The sequence below is a fragment of the Streptomyces sp. NPDC052101 genome (assembly GCF_040680235.1).
Taxonomy (GTDB): domain Bacteria; phylum Actinomycetota; class Actinomycetes; order Streptomycetales; family Streptomycetaceae; genus Streptomyces.
Genome location: NZ_JBFAWH010000029.1, coordinates 1 through 17,305 on the forward strand (window position 1 = coordinate 1; position 17,305 = coordinate 17,305).

General features: G+C 71.5%; 15 protein-coding genes. 7 read left to right on the plus strand and 8 right to left on the minus strand.

Annotated features, from left to right (window positions below):
• A partial coding sequence (gene pepN, locus AB0L75_RS34765) for an aminopeptidase N (RefSeq protein ID WP_365189268.1) occupies window positions 1-2,655 on the minus strand: 2,655 nt, incomplete at its 3' end.
• A gap of 112 nt (window positions 2,656-2,767) precedes the next feature.
• Between pepN and AB0L75_RS34770 the strand changes: the two genes are divergently transcribed.
• On the plus strand, window positions 2,768-3,259 hold the full coding sequence (locus AB0L75_RS34770; protein ID WP_365189270.1) for a DUF1203 domain-containing protein: 492 nt from the start codon (window positions 2,768-2,770) through the stop codon (window positions 3,257-3,259).
• Between the two features lie 23 nt (window positions 3,260-3,282).
• Here the strand turns inward: AB0L75_RS34770 and AB0L75_RS34775 are convergent, their stop codons facing one another.
• The 3 genes from AB0L75_RS34775 to AB0L75_RS34785 form a co-directional block, all read right to left on the minus strand.
• Window positions 3,283-4,188, minus strand: coding sequence for a LysR family transcriptional regulator (locus tag AB0L75_RS34775; RefSeq protein ID WP_365189272.1), 906 nt, complete (start codon window positions 4,186-4,188; stop codon window positions 3,283-3,285).
• A 16-nt stretch (window positions 4,189-4,204) separates the two neighbouring features.
• Window positions 4,205-5,125 (minus strand): EamA family transporter, encoded by a 921-nt coding sequence (locus AB0L75_RS34780; RefSeq protein ID WP_365189275.1) that lies wholly within the window; start codon window positions 5,123-5,125, stop codon window positions 4,205-4,207.
• Window positions 5,126-5,255: 130 nt separating this feature from the next.
• Entirely contained in the window at window positions 5,256-6,734 is a 1,479-nt protein-coding gene (locus AB0L75_RS34785; RefSeq protein ID WP_365189278.1) for an FAD-dependent monooxygenase, read from the minus strand.
• Between the two features lie 115 nt (window positions 6,735-6,849).
• On the opposite strand from AB0L75_RS34785, the gene AB0L75_RS34790 reads away from it, so the two are divergent.
• The gene (locus AB0L75_RS34790) at window positions 6,850-7,428 is read left to right on the plus strand and encodes a TetR family transcriptional regulator (protein WP_365189280.1); all 579 of its coding nucleotides are present in this window, start codon (window positions 6,850-6,852) and stop codon (window positions 7,426-7,428) included.
• Window positions 7,429-7,605: 177 nt separating this feature from the next.
• Here AB0L75_RS34790 and AB0L75_RS34795 read toward each other — a convergent pair whose 3' ends face one another.
• The 4 genes from AB0L75_RS34795 to AB0L75_RS34810 all read right to left on the minus strand — a co-directional run bounded on the left by AB0L75_RS34795 (window position 7,606) and on the right by AB0L75_RS34810 (window position 11,114).
• Window positions 7,606-7,899 carry a hypothetical protein gene (locus tag AB0L75_RS34795; RefSeq protein ID WP_365189283.1) on the minus strand — a complete coding sequence of 98 codons (294 nt, stop codon included), beginning with the start codon at window positions 7,897-7,899 and terminating at the stop codon, window positions 7,606-7,608.
• 4 nt (window positions 7,900-7,903) lie between these two features.
• A complete protein-coding gene (gene malQ, locus AB0L75_RS34800) occupies window positions 7,904-10,039 on the minus strand; it encodes a 4-alpha-glucanotransferase (RefSeq protein ID WP_365189286.1) in 2,136 nt (711 codons plus the stop codon).
• Window positions 10,040-10,303 carry a hypothetical protein gene (locus tag AB0L75_RS34805; RefSeq protein ID WP_365189287.1) on the minus strand — a complete coding sequence of 88 codons (264 nt, stop codon included), beginning with the start codon at window positions 10,301-10,303 and terminating at the stop codon, window positions 10,040-10,042.
• Between the two features lie 274 nt (window positions 10,304-10,577).
• Complete coding sequence (locus AB0L75_RS34810; RefSeq protein ID WP_365189290.1) at window positions 10,578-11,114, minus strand: HNH endonuclease; 537 nt, start codon at window positions 11,112-11,114, stop codon at window positions 10,578-10,580.
• 326 nt (window positions 11,115-11,440) lie between these two features.
• On the opposite strand from AB0L75_RS34810, the gene AB0L75_RS34815 reads away from it, so the two are divergent.
• From AB0L75_RS34815 to AB0L75_RS34835, 5 genes are all read left to right on the plus strand, one after another.
• Window positions 11,441-12,550: a mechanosensitive ion channel family protein gene (locus AB0L75_RS34815; RefSeq protein WP_365189293.1), complete on the plus strand. Its 1,110-nt coding sequence runs from the start codon at window positions 11,441-11,443 to the stop codon at window positions 12,548-12,550.
• Between the two features lie 255 nt (window positions 12,551-12,805).
• Window positions 12,806-14,017, plus strand: coding sequence for an ROK family transcriptional regulator (locus AB0L75_RS34820; RefSeq protein ID WP_365189295.1), 1,212 nt, complete (start codon window positions 12,806-12,808; stop codon window positions 14,015-14,017).
• A 49-nt stretch (window positions 14,018-14,066) separates the two neighbouring features.
• A complete protein-coding gene (locus AB0L75_RS34825; protein ID WP_365189298.1) occupies window positions 14,067-15,410 on the plus strand; it encodes an ABC transporter substrate-binding protein in 1,344 nt (447 codons plus the stop codon).
• Between the two features lie 3 nt (window positions 15,411-15,413).
• Window positions 15,414-16,355: a sugar ABC transporter permease gene (locus AB0L75_RS34830; protein ID WP_365189301.1), complete on the plus strand. Its 942-nt coding sequence runs from the start codon at window positions 15,414-15,416 to the stop codon at window positions 16,353-16,355.
• 2 nt (window positions 16,356-16,357) lie between these two features.
• Complete coding sequence (locus AB0L75_RS34835) at window positions 16,358-17,251, plus strand: carbohydrate ABC transporter permease (RefSeq protein WP_365189304.1); 894 nt, start codon at window positions 16,358-16,360, stop codon at window positions 17,249-17,251.
• Window positions 17,252-17,305 lie beyond the last annotated feature (54 nt).

Consider the following 17,305-nt stretch of genomic DNA (forward strand, 5'->3'; position numbering starts at 1 on the left):
GCGGCCACCGCCTCCCTGGGCCTGTCGTCCCGGCACCGTACCGACCCGTACCTCAGAGCCGGTGTCCTGGCCTGGCCCACCCGTCCGGGCGGCGCCGTCCGCCGCCTGGGCCTTGAGGGCCCGCTCGATGCCCGCGCGGGACTCCGAGACGAGGCGGCGCAGGGCCGCGTTCGGTTCGGCCGTGGCCAGCCAGGTGTCCGTCTTGGTCAGGGTCTCCTCAAAGACCTGGACCGTCGGGTACAGGCCGATCGCGATCTGCTGGGCGATCTCGTGCGAACGGGAGTCCCAGACGCCCTTGAGCGCCTCGAAGTACGTGTCCGCGTACGGCGCCAGCAGCTCGCGCTGGTCGGTCTGCACGAAGCCGCCGATCACGGCCTCCTGCACGGCGTTCGGCAGCTTGTCGGAGTCGACCACCGAGGCCCAGGCCTCCGCCTTCGCCTCCTCGGTGGGGCGGGCGGCGCGAGCCGTCGCCGCGTGCCGCTCACCGGCGGCCGTCTTGTCCCGCTCGTACTCGGCCGCGATCTCCGCCTCGTCGAAGCGGCCGACCGCCGCCAGCCGCTCCACGAACGCCCAGCGCAGCTCGGTGTCCACGGCCAGGCCCTCGACGGTCTGGGTGCCCTCCAGCAGCGCCTCCAGCAGGTCCAGCTGCTCCGGGGTACGGGCCGTCGCCGCGAAGGCACGGGCCCAGGCCAGCTGGTGGTCGCTCGCCGGCTCGGCCGCACGCAGGTGCGCGAGCGTGGCGTCGGTCCAGCGGGTGAGCAGGGACTCACGGGCGGCCGGGTCGGCGTACAGGTCGATGGCGAGCTTGACCTGGCGGTGCAGCGACTGCACGACGCCGATGTCGGACTCCTTGCCGATGCCGGACAGCGCGAGCGAGAGGTAGTCGCGGGTGGCCAGCTCGGCGTCCCGCGTCATGTCCCAGGCCGAGGCCCAGCACAGCGCGCGCGGGAGGGAGGCGTCGAAGTCGCCGAGGTGCTCGGTGACGAACGCCAGCGACTGCTCGTCCAGGCGGACCTTGGCGTACGACAGGTCGTCGTCGTTGAGGAGGACCACCGCCGGGCGGTGCTTGCCGGTCAGCTGCGGTACGGCCGTCAGCTCGCCGTCGACGTCCAGCTCGATCCGGTCGGTGCGCACCAGCTTGCCGGAGTCGGCGTCGAGGTCGTACAGGCCGACCGCGATGCGGTGCGGGCGCAGCACCGGCTCGCCCTTGGCTCCGGCGGGCAGCGCCGGGGCCTCCTGGCGGACGGCGAAGGAGGTGATGACGCCGTCGGCGTCCGTGGCGATCTCGGGGCGGAGGACGTTGATGCCCGCCGTCTCCAGCCACTTCTTCGACCAGGTCTTCAGGTCGCGGCCGGAGGTCTCCTCCAGGGCGCCGAGCAGGTCGGACAGGCGCGTGTTGCCGAACGCGTGGCGCTTGAAGTAGGCCTGCACGCCCTGGAAGAACTCGTCCTCGCCGACGTACGCGACGAGCTGCTTCAGGACGGAGGCGCCCTTGGCGTACGTGATGCCGTCGAAGTTGACGAGCACGTCGTCCAGGTCACGGATGTCCGCCATGATCGGGTGCGTGGACGGCAGCTGGTCCTGCCGGTACGCCCAGGTCTTCATGGAGTTCGCGAACGTGGTCCACGAGTGCGGCCAGCGCGAGCCGGGGGCGGCGGCCTGGCAGGCGATGGAGGTGTAGGTGGCGAACGACTCGTTCAGCCACAGGTCGTTCCACCACTCCATGGTGACGAGGTCGCCGAACCACATGTGGGCCAGCTCGTGCAGGATGGTCTCCGCGCGCACCTCGTACGCCGCGTCGGTCACCTTGGACCGGAAGACGTACTGGTCCCGGATGGTGACGGCGCCCGCGTTCTCCATCGCGCCCGCGTTGAACTCGGGCACGAACAGCTGGTCGTACTTCGCGAACGGGTAGGCGTAGTCGAACTTCTCCTGGAACCAGTCGAAGCCCTGCCGGGTCACCTCGAAGATCGCGTCCGAGTCCAGGAACTCGGCGAGGGACGGGCGGCAGTAGATGCCGAGCGGCACGGACTGCCCGTCCTTCTCGTACACGCTGTGCACGGAGTGGTACGGGCCGACGATCAGCGCCGTGATGTACGACGAGATGCGCGGGGTCGGCTCGAAGGCCCAGACGTTGTCCTTCGGCTCCGGCGTCGGGGAGTTCGAGATGACGGTCCAGCCCTCGGGCGCCGTCACGGTGAACCGGAAGGTCGCCTTCAGGTCCGGCTGCTCGAAGGAGGCGAAGACCCGGCGGGCGTCCGGCACCTCGAACTGGGTGTACAGGTACGCCTGCTCGTCGACGGGGTCGACGAACCGGTGGAGGCCCTCGCCGGTGTTGGTGTACGCGCAGTCCGCGACCACCCGCAGGACGTTACGGCCCTCCAGCAGCCCCGGCAGCGCGATCCGCGAGTCCGCGAAGACCTCGGCGGGGTCGAGCGCGTCGCCGTTGAGCGTCACCTCGTGCACGGCCGGTGCGACCAGGTCGATGAAGGACTCGGCGCCACCGCGCGCGACGTCGAAGCGCACCGTGGTCACGGACCGGTAGGTACCGCCCTCCTGCGCGCCGGAGAGGTCGAGATCGATCTCGTACGAGTCAACGGTGAGCAGCTCGGCCCGCTGCTGCGCCTCTTCGCGAGTCAGGTTTGTGCCAGGCACGCGGTCATCTCCTCGTTATGTGTGGGTTGCGCCATCCTTCCATGGGATCCACGGGGAACGCGATGTCCGGTTGCCGCCGGTGAGCGGGGCGCCGGGAGCGGACGCTGGACCCATGACGACGACACGCTCCGCAGCGACGTACACCGCACGTCCGATCAGCCCCGAGGCCCTGAGGGACCTGCGGACCGGCACCGACGACGCGGGCCGCCCCATGGCTCCCTTCACCGACGAGGAGGGCGGCGCCCCGCTGCGCTGCTGTCTGCGCCGCAGCGAGCCCGGTGAGTCGATCGCCCTGGTCTCGTACGCCCCCCTGCGCCGCTGGGCGGCCGGGACGGGCGCGGATCCCGGCGCGTACGACGAGCAGGGCCCGGTCTTCGTCCACGCCGAACCGTGCCCGGGCCCGACCGGCCCCGCCCTGCCCTTCACCGACGCCCACCGCGTACTGCGCCGCTACTCCGCCGACGGCCGCATCCTGGGCGGCCGCCTGGTGGACGACGACTTCCCGTCCGCCCTCACGGAGGCCTTCGCCGACCCGGAGGTGGCGGTGGTGCATGTGCGGGCGGTGGAGTACGGGTGCTTTCTGTACGAGGTACGGCGAGGCTGAGGCCGCGCCCTGGTACCGGGTCACTAGTGACCACCGGCGGTGGCCGCGTCCCGGAGTGCCTGCAAGGCGTGGGTCACCGCTCGGCCCATTTCGCCGCCCCTGCGGACCGCCGCCGTCACATGCCGGACCGGGCCGTCGGGCCCGAGGTCGCGCATCACCACACCGTCGCGGCGGGCCGCGGCCATTCTCGGGACCAGGGCCACGCCCATGCGCGCCTCCACCATGGCGAGGATCGCGGTCCAGCCGGAGGCCGAGTGGCCCTGGTGGGGGCTGAAGCCGGCCGTCTCGCAGGCGCGGCGGGTGATGTCCGACCAGGGGCCGCTGCCGCCGAAGATCCAGGGTTCGGCGGCCAGGTCGGTGAGGGTCAGGGTGGGGGCCGCGGCCAGGGGGTGGTCGGGGGGCAGGGCCACGTCCAAGGGGTCGGCCAGGAGGGGGACTTGGGTGAAGCGGGGGTCGGCCGCGCTCGGGGCCTGGGCCGCCAGGGACAGGGCCAGGTCCACGTCGCCGGCGGTCAGGAGGTCGTAGGCCTCCGCCGCCTCCGCCTCCCGTACGCGGACGGTCACTCGGGGGTGCGTGGTCCGCAGGGCGCGTACGGCCGGTACGACCAGGGCGGGGACCGCCGTGGAGAAGGCGCCTACCCGGACCTCGCCCGCCTCACCCTGGCTGTATGCCGCCAACGCGGCCTCCGTGCGCTCCAGTTGCTCGAAGACCGGCTCCGTGTGGGTCAGCACCAGGCGGGCCGCGTCGGTGAGCCGGACCCGGCGGCCCCGCGCCTCCAGCAGGGGTACGCCCAGCTGCCGGGAGAGATTGGTGAGCTGCTGGGAGACGGCGGACGGGGTCATGTGCAGGGCCTCGGCGGTCGCGGTCACCGTCCCCCGCTCGCGCAGGGTGCGCAGGATCTGCAGCTTCCGGATGTCCCACTCGGCCATGCCGGAAAGCTACACGTCAACGGCGTGCCCCCGCGCCCAGCACCACCCCGCCCAGGATCAGCCCCATCGACAGCAGCTGCGGCATGCCGGTCGTCTCGCCCAGGACGGGCCAGGAGAGTACGGCCACGCAGACCGGCTGGAGGTAGTAGACGATGCCCGCGCGGGTCGCGCCGATCAGGGCGATGGCCTTGTTCCAGGCGAAGAACGCGAGGGCGGAGGAGGCCACGCCCACGTAGAGGAGCGGCAGGACCGTGCCGGGGGTCGGGGTGAAGCCGCCCTGGAGGGCCACGCTCGCGGCCTGGGCGGGCAGGAGGAGGACGGTGCCGATGGTGAACGTGATGAACAGGAAGGCCGGGCCCGCCAGTTCGGCCGGCTTGCGGCGCAGCAGCGCGCTGTAGCCGGCGAAGCAGCAGGACGCGGCGATCATCCACAGGTCGCCGGGCGAGAAGTGCGCGCCGCCGCCGACGAGCAGCGCCACGCCCGCGCAGGCGATGAGCAGGCCGGTGGTGCGGCGCGCGCCGAGCCGTACGCCGCCGAGCCGTTCGAACAGCGCCATGAGCACCGGCGAGGCGGCCATGATCATGCCCATGGTGGCGGCCGGGGTGGTCAGCCCGGCCTGGTTGACGAGGGTGTTGTAGACGGCCACGCCGAGGAACGACGCGAAGAAGACGTAGCGGGCGTGGCGGCGGATCAGCGCCCGCTGCCGCCATGCCTGCCGGGCACCGAAGGGGGCCACGGCGATCAGGGCGATCACCCAGCGCCAGAAGGCGTGCTGGACGGGCGGGACGCTGTCGTGCAGCCCGCGCGAGGTGACGAAGCTGCCCGACCAGACGACCGTCGCGAGCGCGGCGCAGGCGAGGCCGAGCAGGGAGGTGGCGGCCTCGCGCGGGCGGCGGGCGGCGGCCGGGGTGGTGGTCCGGTGCAGGACGGCGGTCATGGGGTCCTTTCAGGAGCGGGAGCGGGAGCAGCGGCGGGAGCGACATGGATGCGTGCTCCTACCGTCGCAACGGCCGACCTGTCAGGTCCATCGAAAGTTTTCGACCGTTCTTTTCAGTAGAACTGAACGATCACGGGGCGAGCCCCAGGTGGCGGGTCACGGCCGCCTCGATGTCCGCCGTGGTGGCCGCGTCGGCGGCCCAGGCCGCGTATCCGTCGGGGCGCACCAGGACGGTCGTACGGCGGTCGCTCGCCCAGTGGGCCACGGCCAGCCGGTCCGCGCGGCCGGCTCCCGCCTCGTACGGCTCCGCTGTGATCAGGACGAACCGGCCGCCGCGCAGGGCCGCGTACAGGCGGCCGCCGCCGGCCAGGGTGACGTCCGGGACACGGGTGCCGCTGAGACGGTGGGCGCCGCGGGGTGCCGGGTAGCGGTAGCCGACGCCGGTGACCTGGGCGGCGACCTTGCGCCGGGCGGGGCCCACGGCGTTCAGGAACGCGGTGAGCGCGGCGCGCGCCGCGAGCGTCCAGGGGCGCTTGGCCATGGCGAGGCGGACGATCCCGCCGCTGCTGCGCAGCACCGCCCGGCCCACGGGGTGCCGCTCGGCCTGGTAGGTGTCGAGCAGCGCGGGGTCCGCGTGCCCGGTGGCGACCGCCGCCAGCTTCCAGCTCAGGTTGGCCGCGTCCTGGAGTCCGGTGTTCATGCCCTGGCCGCCGGCCGGGGTGTGCACATGCGCGGCGTCGCCGGCCAGGAAGACCCGTCCGACCCGGTAGGCGGGCGCCTGCCGTTCGTCGCTGTGGAAGCGGGACATCCAGCGGGCGTCGTGCATCCCGAAGTCCCGGCCGAGGGCGAGGCGGGTGATCTCCTTGACCTCCGCCAGGTCCAGCGGCTCGCTGTCGGGGACGTCGCGGCCGCGGTGCCAGCCGATGACCCGGTGGTAGCCGTCGCCGAACGGCGCGAGGAAGGCGAACGCGTCACCGACGGCGTTGACGGTGAGCAGCGTCGGCGGCTCCTCGGCGAGCTTGACATCGGCGAGGACCACGGACCGGATCACCGACCTGCCCGGGAAGGGCAGCCCGATCGCGTCCCGTACGGCGCTGCGCATGCCGTCGGCGCCGACGACGTACGCCGCCCGGAGCGTCTCCGTACGGCCCTCCGGCCCGCGCGCCGCGACGGTCACCCCGTCCGCGTCCTGTGTGAGACCGGCCATCTCGGTCTCGTACCGGAAGTCGACGCCCGCCTCGACCGCCCGCCGCTCCAGGGCCTTTTCGACCTCGCACTGCGGGAGGACGAGGAGGTGGTTGAACCGGGAGGGGAGGGCGGAGAGATCGATGGCCAGCCGGCCGAACAGGCGGAGGCGGTCGAGGGGCTGCCCGACCTTTTCGAGGTCGTCGGCGAGGCCCCGCGCATCGAGCTGTTCGAGCGTGCGGGCGTGCAGGACGAAGGCGCGGGAGAGGTTGCTGATCCTGTGGGGGCGCTTTTCGAGGACGGTGACCGGGACGCCGGCGGCGGCGAGGTCGCCGGCGAGGAGCAGGCCGGTGGGGCCGGAGCCGACGACTAGGACGGTGCCCGGGATGTCGGTGGTGCCGTTATTGCCAGTGGTGCCGGTCATGGTGGCCTCCTGGATGCCAACGCCTGTTGGTCAACGCTTGTTGGCAACGGTAGAACCGCACACCAACGCCAGTCAACACTTGTTGGCCCACAGATGTTGGCCTACGCTCGTTGGCATGACCGGCAGCAGCAGGACGAACCAGGCGCGCCGCTCGGACGCCACCCGTACCGCCATCCTCGACGCCGCCCGCGAGCGGTTCGCCGCCGACGGCTACGAGCGGGCCACCATCCGGGCGATCGCCAAGGACGCGTCTATCGACCCGTCGATGGTGATGCGGTACTTCGGCAGCAAGGAGGGACTGTTCGCGGCGGCCGTCGCGCTGGATCTGCGGCTGCCCGATCTGACGCGGATGCCGCGGGACGAGGTGGGGCGGGCGCTGGTGGGCCACTTCCTCGACCTGTGGGAGGAGAACGAGGAGCTGACGGCCGTTCTCCGGGTCGGCGCCACCAACGAGGCCGGGGCCGAGCGGATGCAGGGCATCTTCCGGGACCAGCTGCTGCCGGTGGCCCGGCAGGTGTGTCCCGACCCCGAGCAGGTCCCGGCACGGGCCGCGCTGTGCGCGGCGCAGCTGCTCGGGCTGGCCCTGACCCGCTATGTACTGCGACTGCCGCCGGCGCGGGAACTCACCCGCGAGGAACTGCTGGCCTGGCTCGGGCCGACGGTGCAGCGCTACCTGACGGCGCCGAATCCCTGAGCCGCACGAAGGAAGTCCCTGAGCGGCGCGACGAGAGCCGCACGAGGGAAAAAGAAAGCCGCACGAAGGAAAACGAGCGGCGGAGGAAACGCCGAGGGCGCCGCCCTCACCCCGGTACGGCGTCGCGCGCGTACCGGCGGGAGAGGAGGCGCCCCCGGCGGGAGTACCGGTGTCCGGTCAGGCCTTGGCGCCCGCTCCGGACTTGACGTCGGCGTCGGACGAGGAGGCGGTGCCCGGCTTGATGACCCGGATCTTGGACCTGTCCAGCGCCATCACCAGGCCGGCGATGACCGCGAACAGGGCGAGCGGAGCCAGCACGTAGAGGCCCAGCGTCTGGACGACGCTCAGGCCGTGGCCGGGGTCGTCGCCGTCGTCGCGGGTCAGCGCGAGCGCGGGGGACGACATGAGCAGCATCATCAGCGTCGTACCGGCGGCCAGGGCGCCGGCGCGCAGGGCGTTCTTCTTGTCCACGATCTCAAGTTAGCGAATCACCCGGAAGGACGCGCGCCCGGGGTCCCCTAGCGGGCGGCGGCACTCTCGCGACCTGCGCGAATACGGCGAGTAGCGCCCTGAGGCGGGGCGCGGCCGCCAGTTCCTCCAGCGGCATGGGGCGGCCCTCGCGGTCGGCGATCGGCAGCCGCCAGTTCGGGTACTGGTCCCAGGTCCCCGGAAGGTTCTGCGGGCGACGGTCGCCGACCCCGTCCGGGAGCCAGACGCCGATCAGGCGGGCCGGGGTGCGCAATAGGAAGCGGTGGACGGCGCGGATCTCCTCCTCCTCGTCCGTGCCGGGCGGTCCGGCGGCGGTGAGGTCCAGCAGGCCGAGGCTGCCCAGCAGGGCGAGCCACTCGGCGGCGTCGGCGGTGGCCTCGGCGCGTTCCTCGGTCGCCGGGCGGGTGAGCAGGCCCAGGCGGTCGCGCAGATCGACGTGGTCGCCGGTGAGCCGGGCGGCGGTGGGCGGCAGATCGTGGGTGGTGGCGGTGGCGAGGCAGTCGGCGCGCCAGCGGTCGGGGGGCAGCGGGCGCCCGTCGCCCTCCCAGTCGCGTTCGAACCACAGCACGGAGGTGCCGAGCACCCCGCGCCGCTGGAGCGTCTCGCGCACGCCGGGCTCCACGGTGCCCAGATCCTCGCCGATGACGACGGCACCGGCGCGGGTGGCCTCCAGGGCGAGGAGGGCGAGCATGGCCTCGGCGTCGTAGCGGACGTACGTGCCCTCGGTGGGCGGGCTGCCCTGGGGGACCCACCACAACCGGAACAGGCCCATGACGTGGTCGATGCGCAGGGCGCCGGCGTAGCGGAAGAGGGCGCGCAGGAGGTCGCGGTAGGGGGCGTGGCCGGTGGCGGCGAGCCGGTCGGGGCGCCAGGGCGGCAGGCCCCAGTCCTGGCCGCGGGCGTTGAAGGCGTCGGGCGGGGCACCGACGGAGGTGCCGGCGGCGAACACGTCCTGCTGGGCCCAGGCGTCGGCGCCGACGGGGTGCACGCCGACGGCGAGGTCGTGCACGATCCCGACCTCCATGCCGGCCTCCGACGCGGCGCGCTGGGCGGCGCGCAGCTGGCCGTCGGTGAGCCAGGCGAGGCGGGCGTGGAACTCGACCCGGTCGGCGAGGTCCGCTCTCGCGCGGGCGGTGGCGGCCGAGCAGGGGTCGCGCAGGCCGGCGGGCCACCGGTGCCAGTCGCAGCCGTGGGTCTCGGCGAGGGCGTACCAGGTGGCGTGGTCGTCGAGGGCCTGGCCGTGGGCGGCGCGGTAGTCGTCGTAGGCGGCCCGGCGGCCGGGGCTCAGCGGGACGGCCAGGACCAGATCCAGTGCCGCGCGCTTGACCTCCCACACCGCGTCCCGGTCGATGAGGGCGCCCTTGTCGAGAACAGCGGCGCGCAGTCGGGCGGCCCGCTCCAGCAGGCCGCTCAGCCGCTCGCGGTCCTCGACGTAGGCGAACTCGGGGATCGCCTCGATCCGCAGGTGGACGGGGTCGGGGAAGCGGCGGGAGGACGGGCGGTAGGGGGAGGGGTCGGTGGGGGCGCCGGGTACGGCCGCGTGCAGCGGGTTGACCTGGACGAATCCGGCGCCTGCGGTGCGTCCGGCCCAGCCGGCCAGCTCGGCGAGGTCACCGAGGTCGCCCATGCCCCAGGAGCGGCGCGAGAGCAGCGAGTACAGCTGGACGAGGAGGCCGTAGGAGCGGCCGGGCGGGGCGGGCAGCCGGTCGGGGGCGACGACGAGGTGGGCGTGGCCGGTGCGTCCGTCGGGGGCGACGGCACTCACCCGGTGCACGCCGAGCGGGAGGTTCCAGGTCCCGTCGCGCTCCTCCCCGTCCTCGGTCTCGACGCGCAGCCTGGTGCCGGGCGGCAGTGCGGCGAGGGCGGCGGGGCCCTGCGGGTCGCCGGCCCAGTGCACGACGGTCGGCGGCAGCAGGCGCTCGCGCAGCTCGCGTTCCCGTGCGGCGAGCGCGGTGTGTACGGCGTCGGGGCCGGCCGCGTCGACGCCGAGCGCGGCGAGGGCGGCGACCACGGCGGAGGCGGGGACCGGGACGTCACGGCCCGGGGCGGGGCTGTAGGAGGTGGCGACGCCGTGCAGCTCGGCGAGCCGGGACAGGTCCGCGTCCTCGAACGCCGCGGGCATCTACACCCCCGTACCGAACGCGTCGGATTCGTACGACCCCGTACCGAAGGCGTCGGACTCGCTGGTCAGCGGGCTGGTCTCGGCGAGCGGCGGCTCGCTGGTCAGGGGCTCGGCGTCGGGCAGGGGCGGTTCGCTGGTCAGCGGGACCTGGGCGCAGGCGCTCTCGGCGCTGAAGACGCACAGCGGTGCCTCGTCGGCCGGGGCGGACAGGGCTGCCTCGGGTTTCCACTGGGCCGGGATCGAGAGTCGCGTCGGTGCGGGCACGCGGGGCTCCTTCGGGTCGGTCGGATGGTGCGGCTTTGAACGGGTTACGGCAATACGGCAGGCCTACCCCGTGTCGGCGTCCGCACTCGTTCCCGTTCCGGGAGCACCTGAAAGGGGCGGCGGTGATCCGGCGCCGCGGAGGTGATCGACTGTCAGGGAGCAACGGCGAGCCGAAGGGGGCGCGGGGAACTGCGCGACCAGCCGCAACGAACCCGCAGTCGCCGAACAGCCACCACCACGCCCCCACCGGGCGCAAAACAATACAAGCCCGGATCTAGGCAGAAATGCCGTCGATCCGGGCCAAGGCGTCATCCGCGCCATATGGCTGCAAGTAGGGCAACCATTGCGGATCCCTGTGCCCGGTGCCGATGATGCGCCAGGCCAGCCCCGTCGGCGGAGCCGGTTTGTGCCGTAGCCGCCACCCCAGCTCGACGAGGTGACGATCGGCCTTCACGTGGTTGCAGCGGCGGCAGGAGGCCACCACGTTGTCCCAGACGTGCTTGCCCCCGCGACTGCGCGGGATGACGTGGTCGACGCTGGTTGCGACGCCACCGCAGTACATGCACCGGCCCCCGTCCCGCGCGAAGAGCGCACGGCGGGTGAGAGGAACGGGCCCCCGATAGGGAACCCGGACGAATCGCTTGAGCCGGACCACGCTGGGTGCGGGGACTGTGACGGTTGCGCTGTGCATAAAGGCGCCGGATTCCTCGAGGGAGACGGCCTTGTTCTCCAGGACGAGGATGAGCGCGCGGCGGAGCGGTACGACACCGAGCGGCTCGTACGACGCGTTGAGGACCAGGACATGCGGCACGGGTGCCTCCTTGGGCGTCGGCGGCGCGTGGCTCGCGCCGGGACGATCTGCAGTCAGTCTCCCCTCATGCCTGGTGGAAGCGCCACCATGTCCCGGTAACGGGCTGGGAGTGTTTTCGACCACATCCGATACATCCCCCGGATCATGGCCTGTTCAAGCCAGGGTGAGCCCTGTCTCTCCTGCGCCCCTCCTTGGCGGATCCGCGCGAGGCACACACAATGCCCCGTTAGTGTGGTGGTCCTGTCCGTCCGGTGATCTTTTCGTGACCTTGCACCCCTTGACCGCCCCACCGGTACGGACCGCGCAGCACCTTGGAGGTACCTGCCGTGTCGTCCTTGCCCGCCGTCCTGGTGGCCGCCGGTGCGTCGCCGACTCCGTCCCCTTCCCCCTCGCAGACGACGCCGACCGTGCCGTCGTTCCAGGACGCCCAGCAGAGCGCGACGAACGCGGCGAGCTGGGTCGAGCAGAACTGGTCGACATGGCTCGCGATGGGCCTGCAGATCCTGCTGATCCTGGTCATAGCGGTGGCGCTGCGCGCGGCGGTACGGCGGGCGATAACCCAGCTGATAGACCGGATGGGCCGTACCGCCGAAGCCGTGAACGGCACGGCGCTGGGCGGGCTGCTGGTCAACGCCGAGCGACGCCGACAGCGCTCGCAGGCGATCGGCTCGGTGCTGCGGTCGGTGGCGAGCTTCCTGATCCTCGGTACGGCCGCGCTGATGATCCTGTCCACCTTCAAGATCAACCTGGCGCCGCTGCTGGCGTCTGCCGGTGTGGCGGGTGTGGCGATCGGTTTCGGCGCCCGGAACCTGGTCACGGACTTCCTCTCGGGCGTGTTCATGATCCTGGAGGACCAGTACGGCGTCGGCGACGTGGTCGACGCGGGGGTGGCCACCGGTGAGGTGATCGAGGTCGGGCTGCGCGTCACCAAGCTGCGCGGCGCGGACGGCGAGATCTGGTACGTCCGCAACGGCGAGATCAAGCGGATCGGCAACCTCTCGCAGGGCTGGGCGACGGCCGGGGTCGATGTGACGGTGAGGTCGGGCGAGGACCTGGACCGGGTGAAGTCCACGCTGGACGACGTCGCCGAGCGGATGAGCAAGGAAGAGCCCTGGAACGAGCTGCTGTGGGGCCCGGTCGAGGTGCTCGGCCTGGACTCGGTCCTGATCGACTCCATGGTGGTGCGGGTCTCGGCCAAGACGATGCCGGGCAAGGCGCTGAAGGTCGAGCGGGAGCTGCGCTGGCGCATCAAGCGGGCGTTCGACGCGGCGGACATCCGCATCGTGGGCGGCACCACGGCGGCGGAGACCGTGGCGGACACCCCGGACCCGGCGGCCGCGATGGCGGCTCCCTCGGCCTTCTCCAACGCGGACTCGCCGCAGGCGAAGGCGACGGCCCCGATAGTTCCGCAGCAGCCGACGTCGCCGGGCAAGTAGGCGTTCGAGCCGATCGATGGGGCATTCCGGCGCCGGGGGCGCACGGGGTGCCCCATCGTTCGTACAACGACTCCGCCGCCTCGGCGGCGTTGTCTATTGACGCCCCCTTCGTCCTGGGCTTACGTTCCTCCCACCCGAATAGGAAAGTTTCCTAACAGTGATCTTCCGCGGCCGTTGATCGTCTCCGCACCCGAGACTGGACGTCCGCGCAGGTCACTGGGAAGCTGGGCGGCTGGAGAGGCAGGTGTCGACCCCATGGCAGGAACCGCCGGTACGCCGGGCACCCCGCGCGTGCTGCGCGCCATGAACGACCGCGCCGCACTGGACCTCCTGCTGGAGCACGGCCCGCTGTCGCGCACCCGGATCGGCAAGCTCACCGGCCTGTCCAAGCCCACCGCCTCCCAGCTGCTGGCCCGCCTGGAGGCGGCCGGCCTGGTCCGGGTCACCGGCACCAGCGAGGGCCGACCGGGCCCCAACGCCCAGCTGTACGCGGTCGACCCCCGTGCCGCGTACGCCGCCGGCCTCGACGTCGCCCCCCATCGCATCCGCGCCGCCGTCGCCGACATCACCGGCCGCACCGTGGGCGAGTACGAGCTGCCCACCCCGGGGCGGCATCCCGCACGGCCCGTCGTCCAGCAGGTGACGGACGCGCTCGACGGGGCCGTCAAGGCCGCCGGGCTCGCCCGGTCCGATGTGCACCGGCTCGTCATCGGCACCCCGGGCGCCTTCGACCCCACCACCGGCCGGCTGCGCTACGCCTCCCATCTGCCCGGCTGGCACTCCCCCACCCTGCTCGACGAACTCGCCGCCGCCCTGCCGATGCCGGTGGAGTACGAGAACGACGTCAACCTCGTCGCCCTCGCCGAGCAGCGGCTCGGGGCCGCCAAGGGCCACGGGGACTTCGTGCTGCTGTGGAGCCAGGAGGGCCTCGGCGCCGCCCTGGTCCTCGGCGGCCGGCTGCACCGGGGCTGGACCGGCGGCGCCGGCGAGGTCGGCTTCCTGCCGGTGCCGGGCACGCCCCTGGTGCGCCAGGTGACCAAGGCCAACAGCGGTGGCTACCAGGAGCTGGCCGGCTCCCAGGCCGTACCGAAGCTGGCACGGGAACTCGGTATCCACGATGTGCCGTCGGGGCCGTACACCGAGGTCGCCGCCGAGCTGGTGGCCCGGGGCGCCGACCATGCCTCCGGCCCCTACCGGGAGCTGCTGCAGGCCTACGCGACCCGGCTCGCCACCGGTCTCGCCTCGCTCGTCTCCGTCCTCGACCCCGAACTCGTCGTCCTCAGCGGCTCCGCGCTGACGGCCGGCGGCGAGGGCTTGCGCGCCCTCGTCCAGGCCGAGCTGGCGGAACTGGCCGCGGCCCGCCCCCGGCTGGTCGTCGGTGACGTCCATGAACACCCCGTCCTGCGCGGCGCGTTGGAGTCCGCGCTCGTCACCACCCGCGACGAGGTCTTCGACACCTCGCGCTAGAGCGTCCGCCCCCCCGTCTCACCCACCCCGCCCCCTGGGAGACCTCGTCATGCCCGAAGTCATACCCTCAGCTGCCCGAAAAGCGGCTTTCGCCCTGACTGCATCGCTGGCCCTGCTCACCACCGCGTGCACCGGTCAGTCCGGCTCCGGCGCCACGGACGACGCCTCGAAGGACACGACGATCAACTTCTGGCACGCCTGGAGCGCACAGAACGAGGTCAAGGCCGTCAAGTCGCTGGTCGCCGGCTTCGAGAAGGCGCACCCCAACATCCACGTGAACATCGTCGGCGACATGACCGACGACAAGATCAACCAGGCGCTGCGGTCGGGCGGTGGCACAGCGCCGGACGTGGTCTCCTCCTTCACCACCAACAACGTGGGCAAGTTCTGTTCCTCCGGCGCGCTGGTCGACCTCAACCCCTTCTTCAAGAAGTCCGGCATCGACCCGCGGTCCACCTTCCCGAAGCCGATGAATGAGTACACCCAGTTCGACGGCAACCGCTGCACGGTGCCGCTGCTCGGTGACGCGTACGGGCTCTACTACAACAAGACGGCGTTCAGGAAGGCCGGTATCGCCGGCCCGCCGAAGACCTGGTCCGAGTTCGAGTCCGACGCCAAGAAGCTGACCATCGCGCAGGGCGACAGCTACAAGCAGCTCGGGTTCATGCCGGACTACCACGGCTGGGAGTCCACCACCGAGCACTATTTCGGGCAGTTCTCGCCGACGTACTTCGACAAGGACGGCAGGTCGAACCTCGCCAAGGACCCGGCGTTCGAAAAGGGATTCAGCCTCCAGAAGCAGCTGGTGGACGAACTCGGCGGATTCCGGAAGCTGGAGAAGTTCCGCGCCACGCTCGGCGACGAATGGGGTCCCAGGCATCCCTTCCACACCGGTCAGGTCGCCATGCAGCTCGACGGCGAGTGGCGGCTCGGCATGACCGAGCAGACCAAGCCGCGATTCGAGATCGGCGTCGCTCCGCTGCCCGTGCCCGACGACCAGGCCGCGCAGTACGGCAAGGGGTACATCACCGGCACCATCGCGGGCATCGCAGCGAGCAGCCACAAGCAGAACGCGGCCTGGGAGTTCGTCAAGTACATCGCCACGAACACCGACGCCGTGGTCGGCTTCGCCAACGACATCCACAACGTGCCCTCGACACTGGCCGCGCTGAAATCGCCGAAACTGACGTACGACCCGCGGTTCAAGACATTCCTCGACATCGCCGCCGACCCGGATTCCACCACCTCTCCCGCCTCGGTCAACGGCGGCCAGTACCTGGTGACGATCCAGCAGCTCGGTTACGACTACGAGAGCGGCAAGGTCACCGATCTGAAGGCCGGTCTGAAGAACTCGGCCGCGCAGATCGACACGGACATCGCACAGGCGAAGTAGCCGATGAGTACGGTCACTCTGGCGTCCAAGCGCCGCCGGTCGGCGCTGCGGACCCTCGCCTTCATGTCACCCTGGCTGATCGGCTTCGCGGTGTTCTTCGCGTATCCGCTGATCTCGACGGTCTATTTCTCCTTCATGCACTACGACGGCTTCAAGGCGCCGACGTGGAGCGGGGGCAAGAACTGGACCTATGTGTTCGCGCACTACCCCCTCTTCTGGCCGGCGCTGCGCAACACGCTGTGGCTGGTCGCGGTGATGGTGACGCTCCGGGTGGTCTTCGGGCTCGGCGTCGGGCTGCTGATCACCAAGATCAGGACGGGCACGGGTGTCTTCCGCACCCTGTTCTATCTGCCGTACCTCGCCCCGCCGGTCGCCGCGACCATGGCCTTCGCCTTCCTGCTCAACCCCGGTACGGGCCCGGTCGACTCGATCCTGGAGAAGGCCGGCGTCCCGGCGCCGGGCTGGTTCAACGACCCGGCCTGGTCCAAGCCGGCGCTCACCCTGCTGGCGCTGTGGGGCATCGGCGACCTGATGGTCATCTTCATGGCCGCGCTGCTGGACGTGCCGACGGAGCAGTACGAGGCGGCCGAGCTGGACGGCGCCTCGGCCTGGCAGCGCTTCCGGTACGTCACCCTGCCGAACATCTCCCCGATCGTGATGTTCGCGGTCGTCACCGGCGTGATCCAGACGATGCAGTACTACACCCAGCCGCTGATCGCCGGGAAGGTGGCCTCCGGGGTGATCCAGGGCGCGGGCACCCAGTTCGAGCCCGGCTACCCCGACAAGTCCACGCTCACCCTCCCCCAGCTCGTCTACAACCTCGGCTTCCAGCGCTTCGACTACGGCTCCGCGTGTGTCGTCGCCCTCGTCCTCTTCGCCCTGTCGATGGTGTTCACCGGGTTCCTGATGCGGCGCCGGGGCGGTCTCATCCAGGCAGGTGACTGACCATGACCCAAGTACTGGACCGGCCGGTGCGGCCGGCACCGACGGTGTCCGGGGCGGAGCGCACCGCCCGCCGCAGGGCCCTGTTCGAATGGATCGCCGTCCACTCCCTCGGGGTCGCCGCCGCGCTCTTCTTCACGCTGCCCTTCGTGTTCGTGTTCCTGACCTCGCTGATGAGCGACACCCAGGCGCTCAGCCGCGATCTGATCCCGCACACCTGGGAGTGGGGCAACTACAGGAAGGTCTTCGACACGCCCGGCTTTCTGACCTGGTGGAAGAACACGCTGGTCTACGCCGGCCTGGGCACCGTGCTCACCGTCGTCTCGTCGATCCCGGTGGCGTACGCGCTCGCCAAGTTCCGCTTCCGGGGCCGCGGTCTGTCGCTCATGCTGGTGATCTCGATGATGATGCTGCCGCCGCAGGTGGTCATCATCCCGATGTACCTGTTCTGGGCGAAGCAGCTGGACCTGTCCGGCACGCTGTGGCCGCTGATCATCCCGATGGCGTTCGGCGACGCGTTCTCCATCTTCCTGCTGCGCCAGTTCCTGATGACGATCCCGAACGAGTACCTGGACGCGGCGAAGGTCGACGGCTGCGGGGACCTCAGGACCCTGCTGAAGGTGGTCCTGCCGATGGCCAGGCCGGGCATCGCCGCCGTGGCCCTCTTCCAGTTCTTCTACGCCTGGAACGACTACTTCGGCCCGCAGATCTACGCCTCGGAGAACCCGGGCGCCTGGACGCTGTCCTACGGCCTGGAGTCCTTCAAGGGCGCCCACCACACCGACTGGAACCTCACGATGGCCGCGACCGTGCTGGTCATGGCGCCCGTGATCGTCGTGTTCTTCTTCGCCCAGAAGGCGTTCGTCGAGGGCGTCACGCTCACCGGAGTGAAGGGTTAACCCCATATGCGGCATCTTCCCGGGGGACAACCCCCGGACCCCCGGCCGATGATC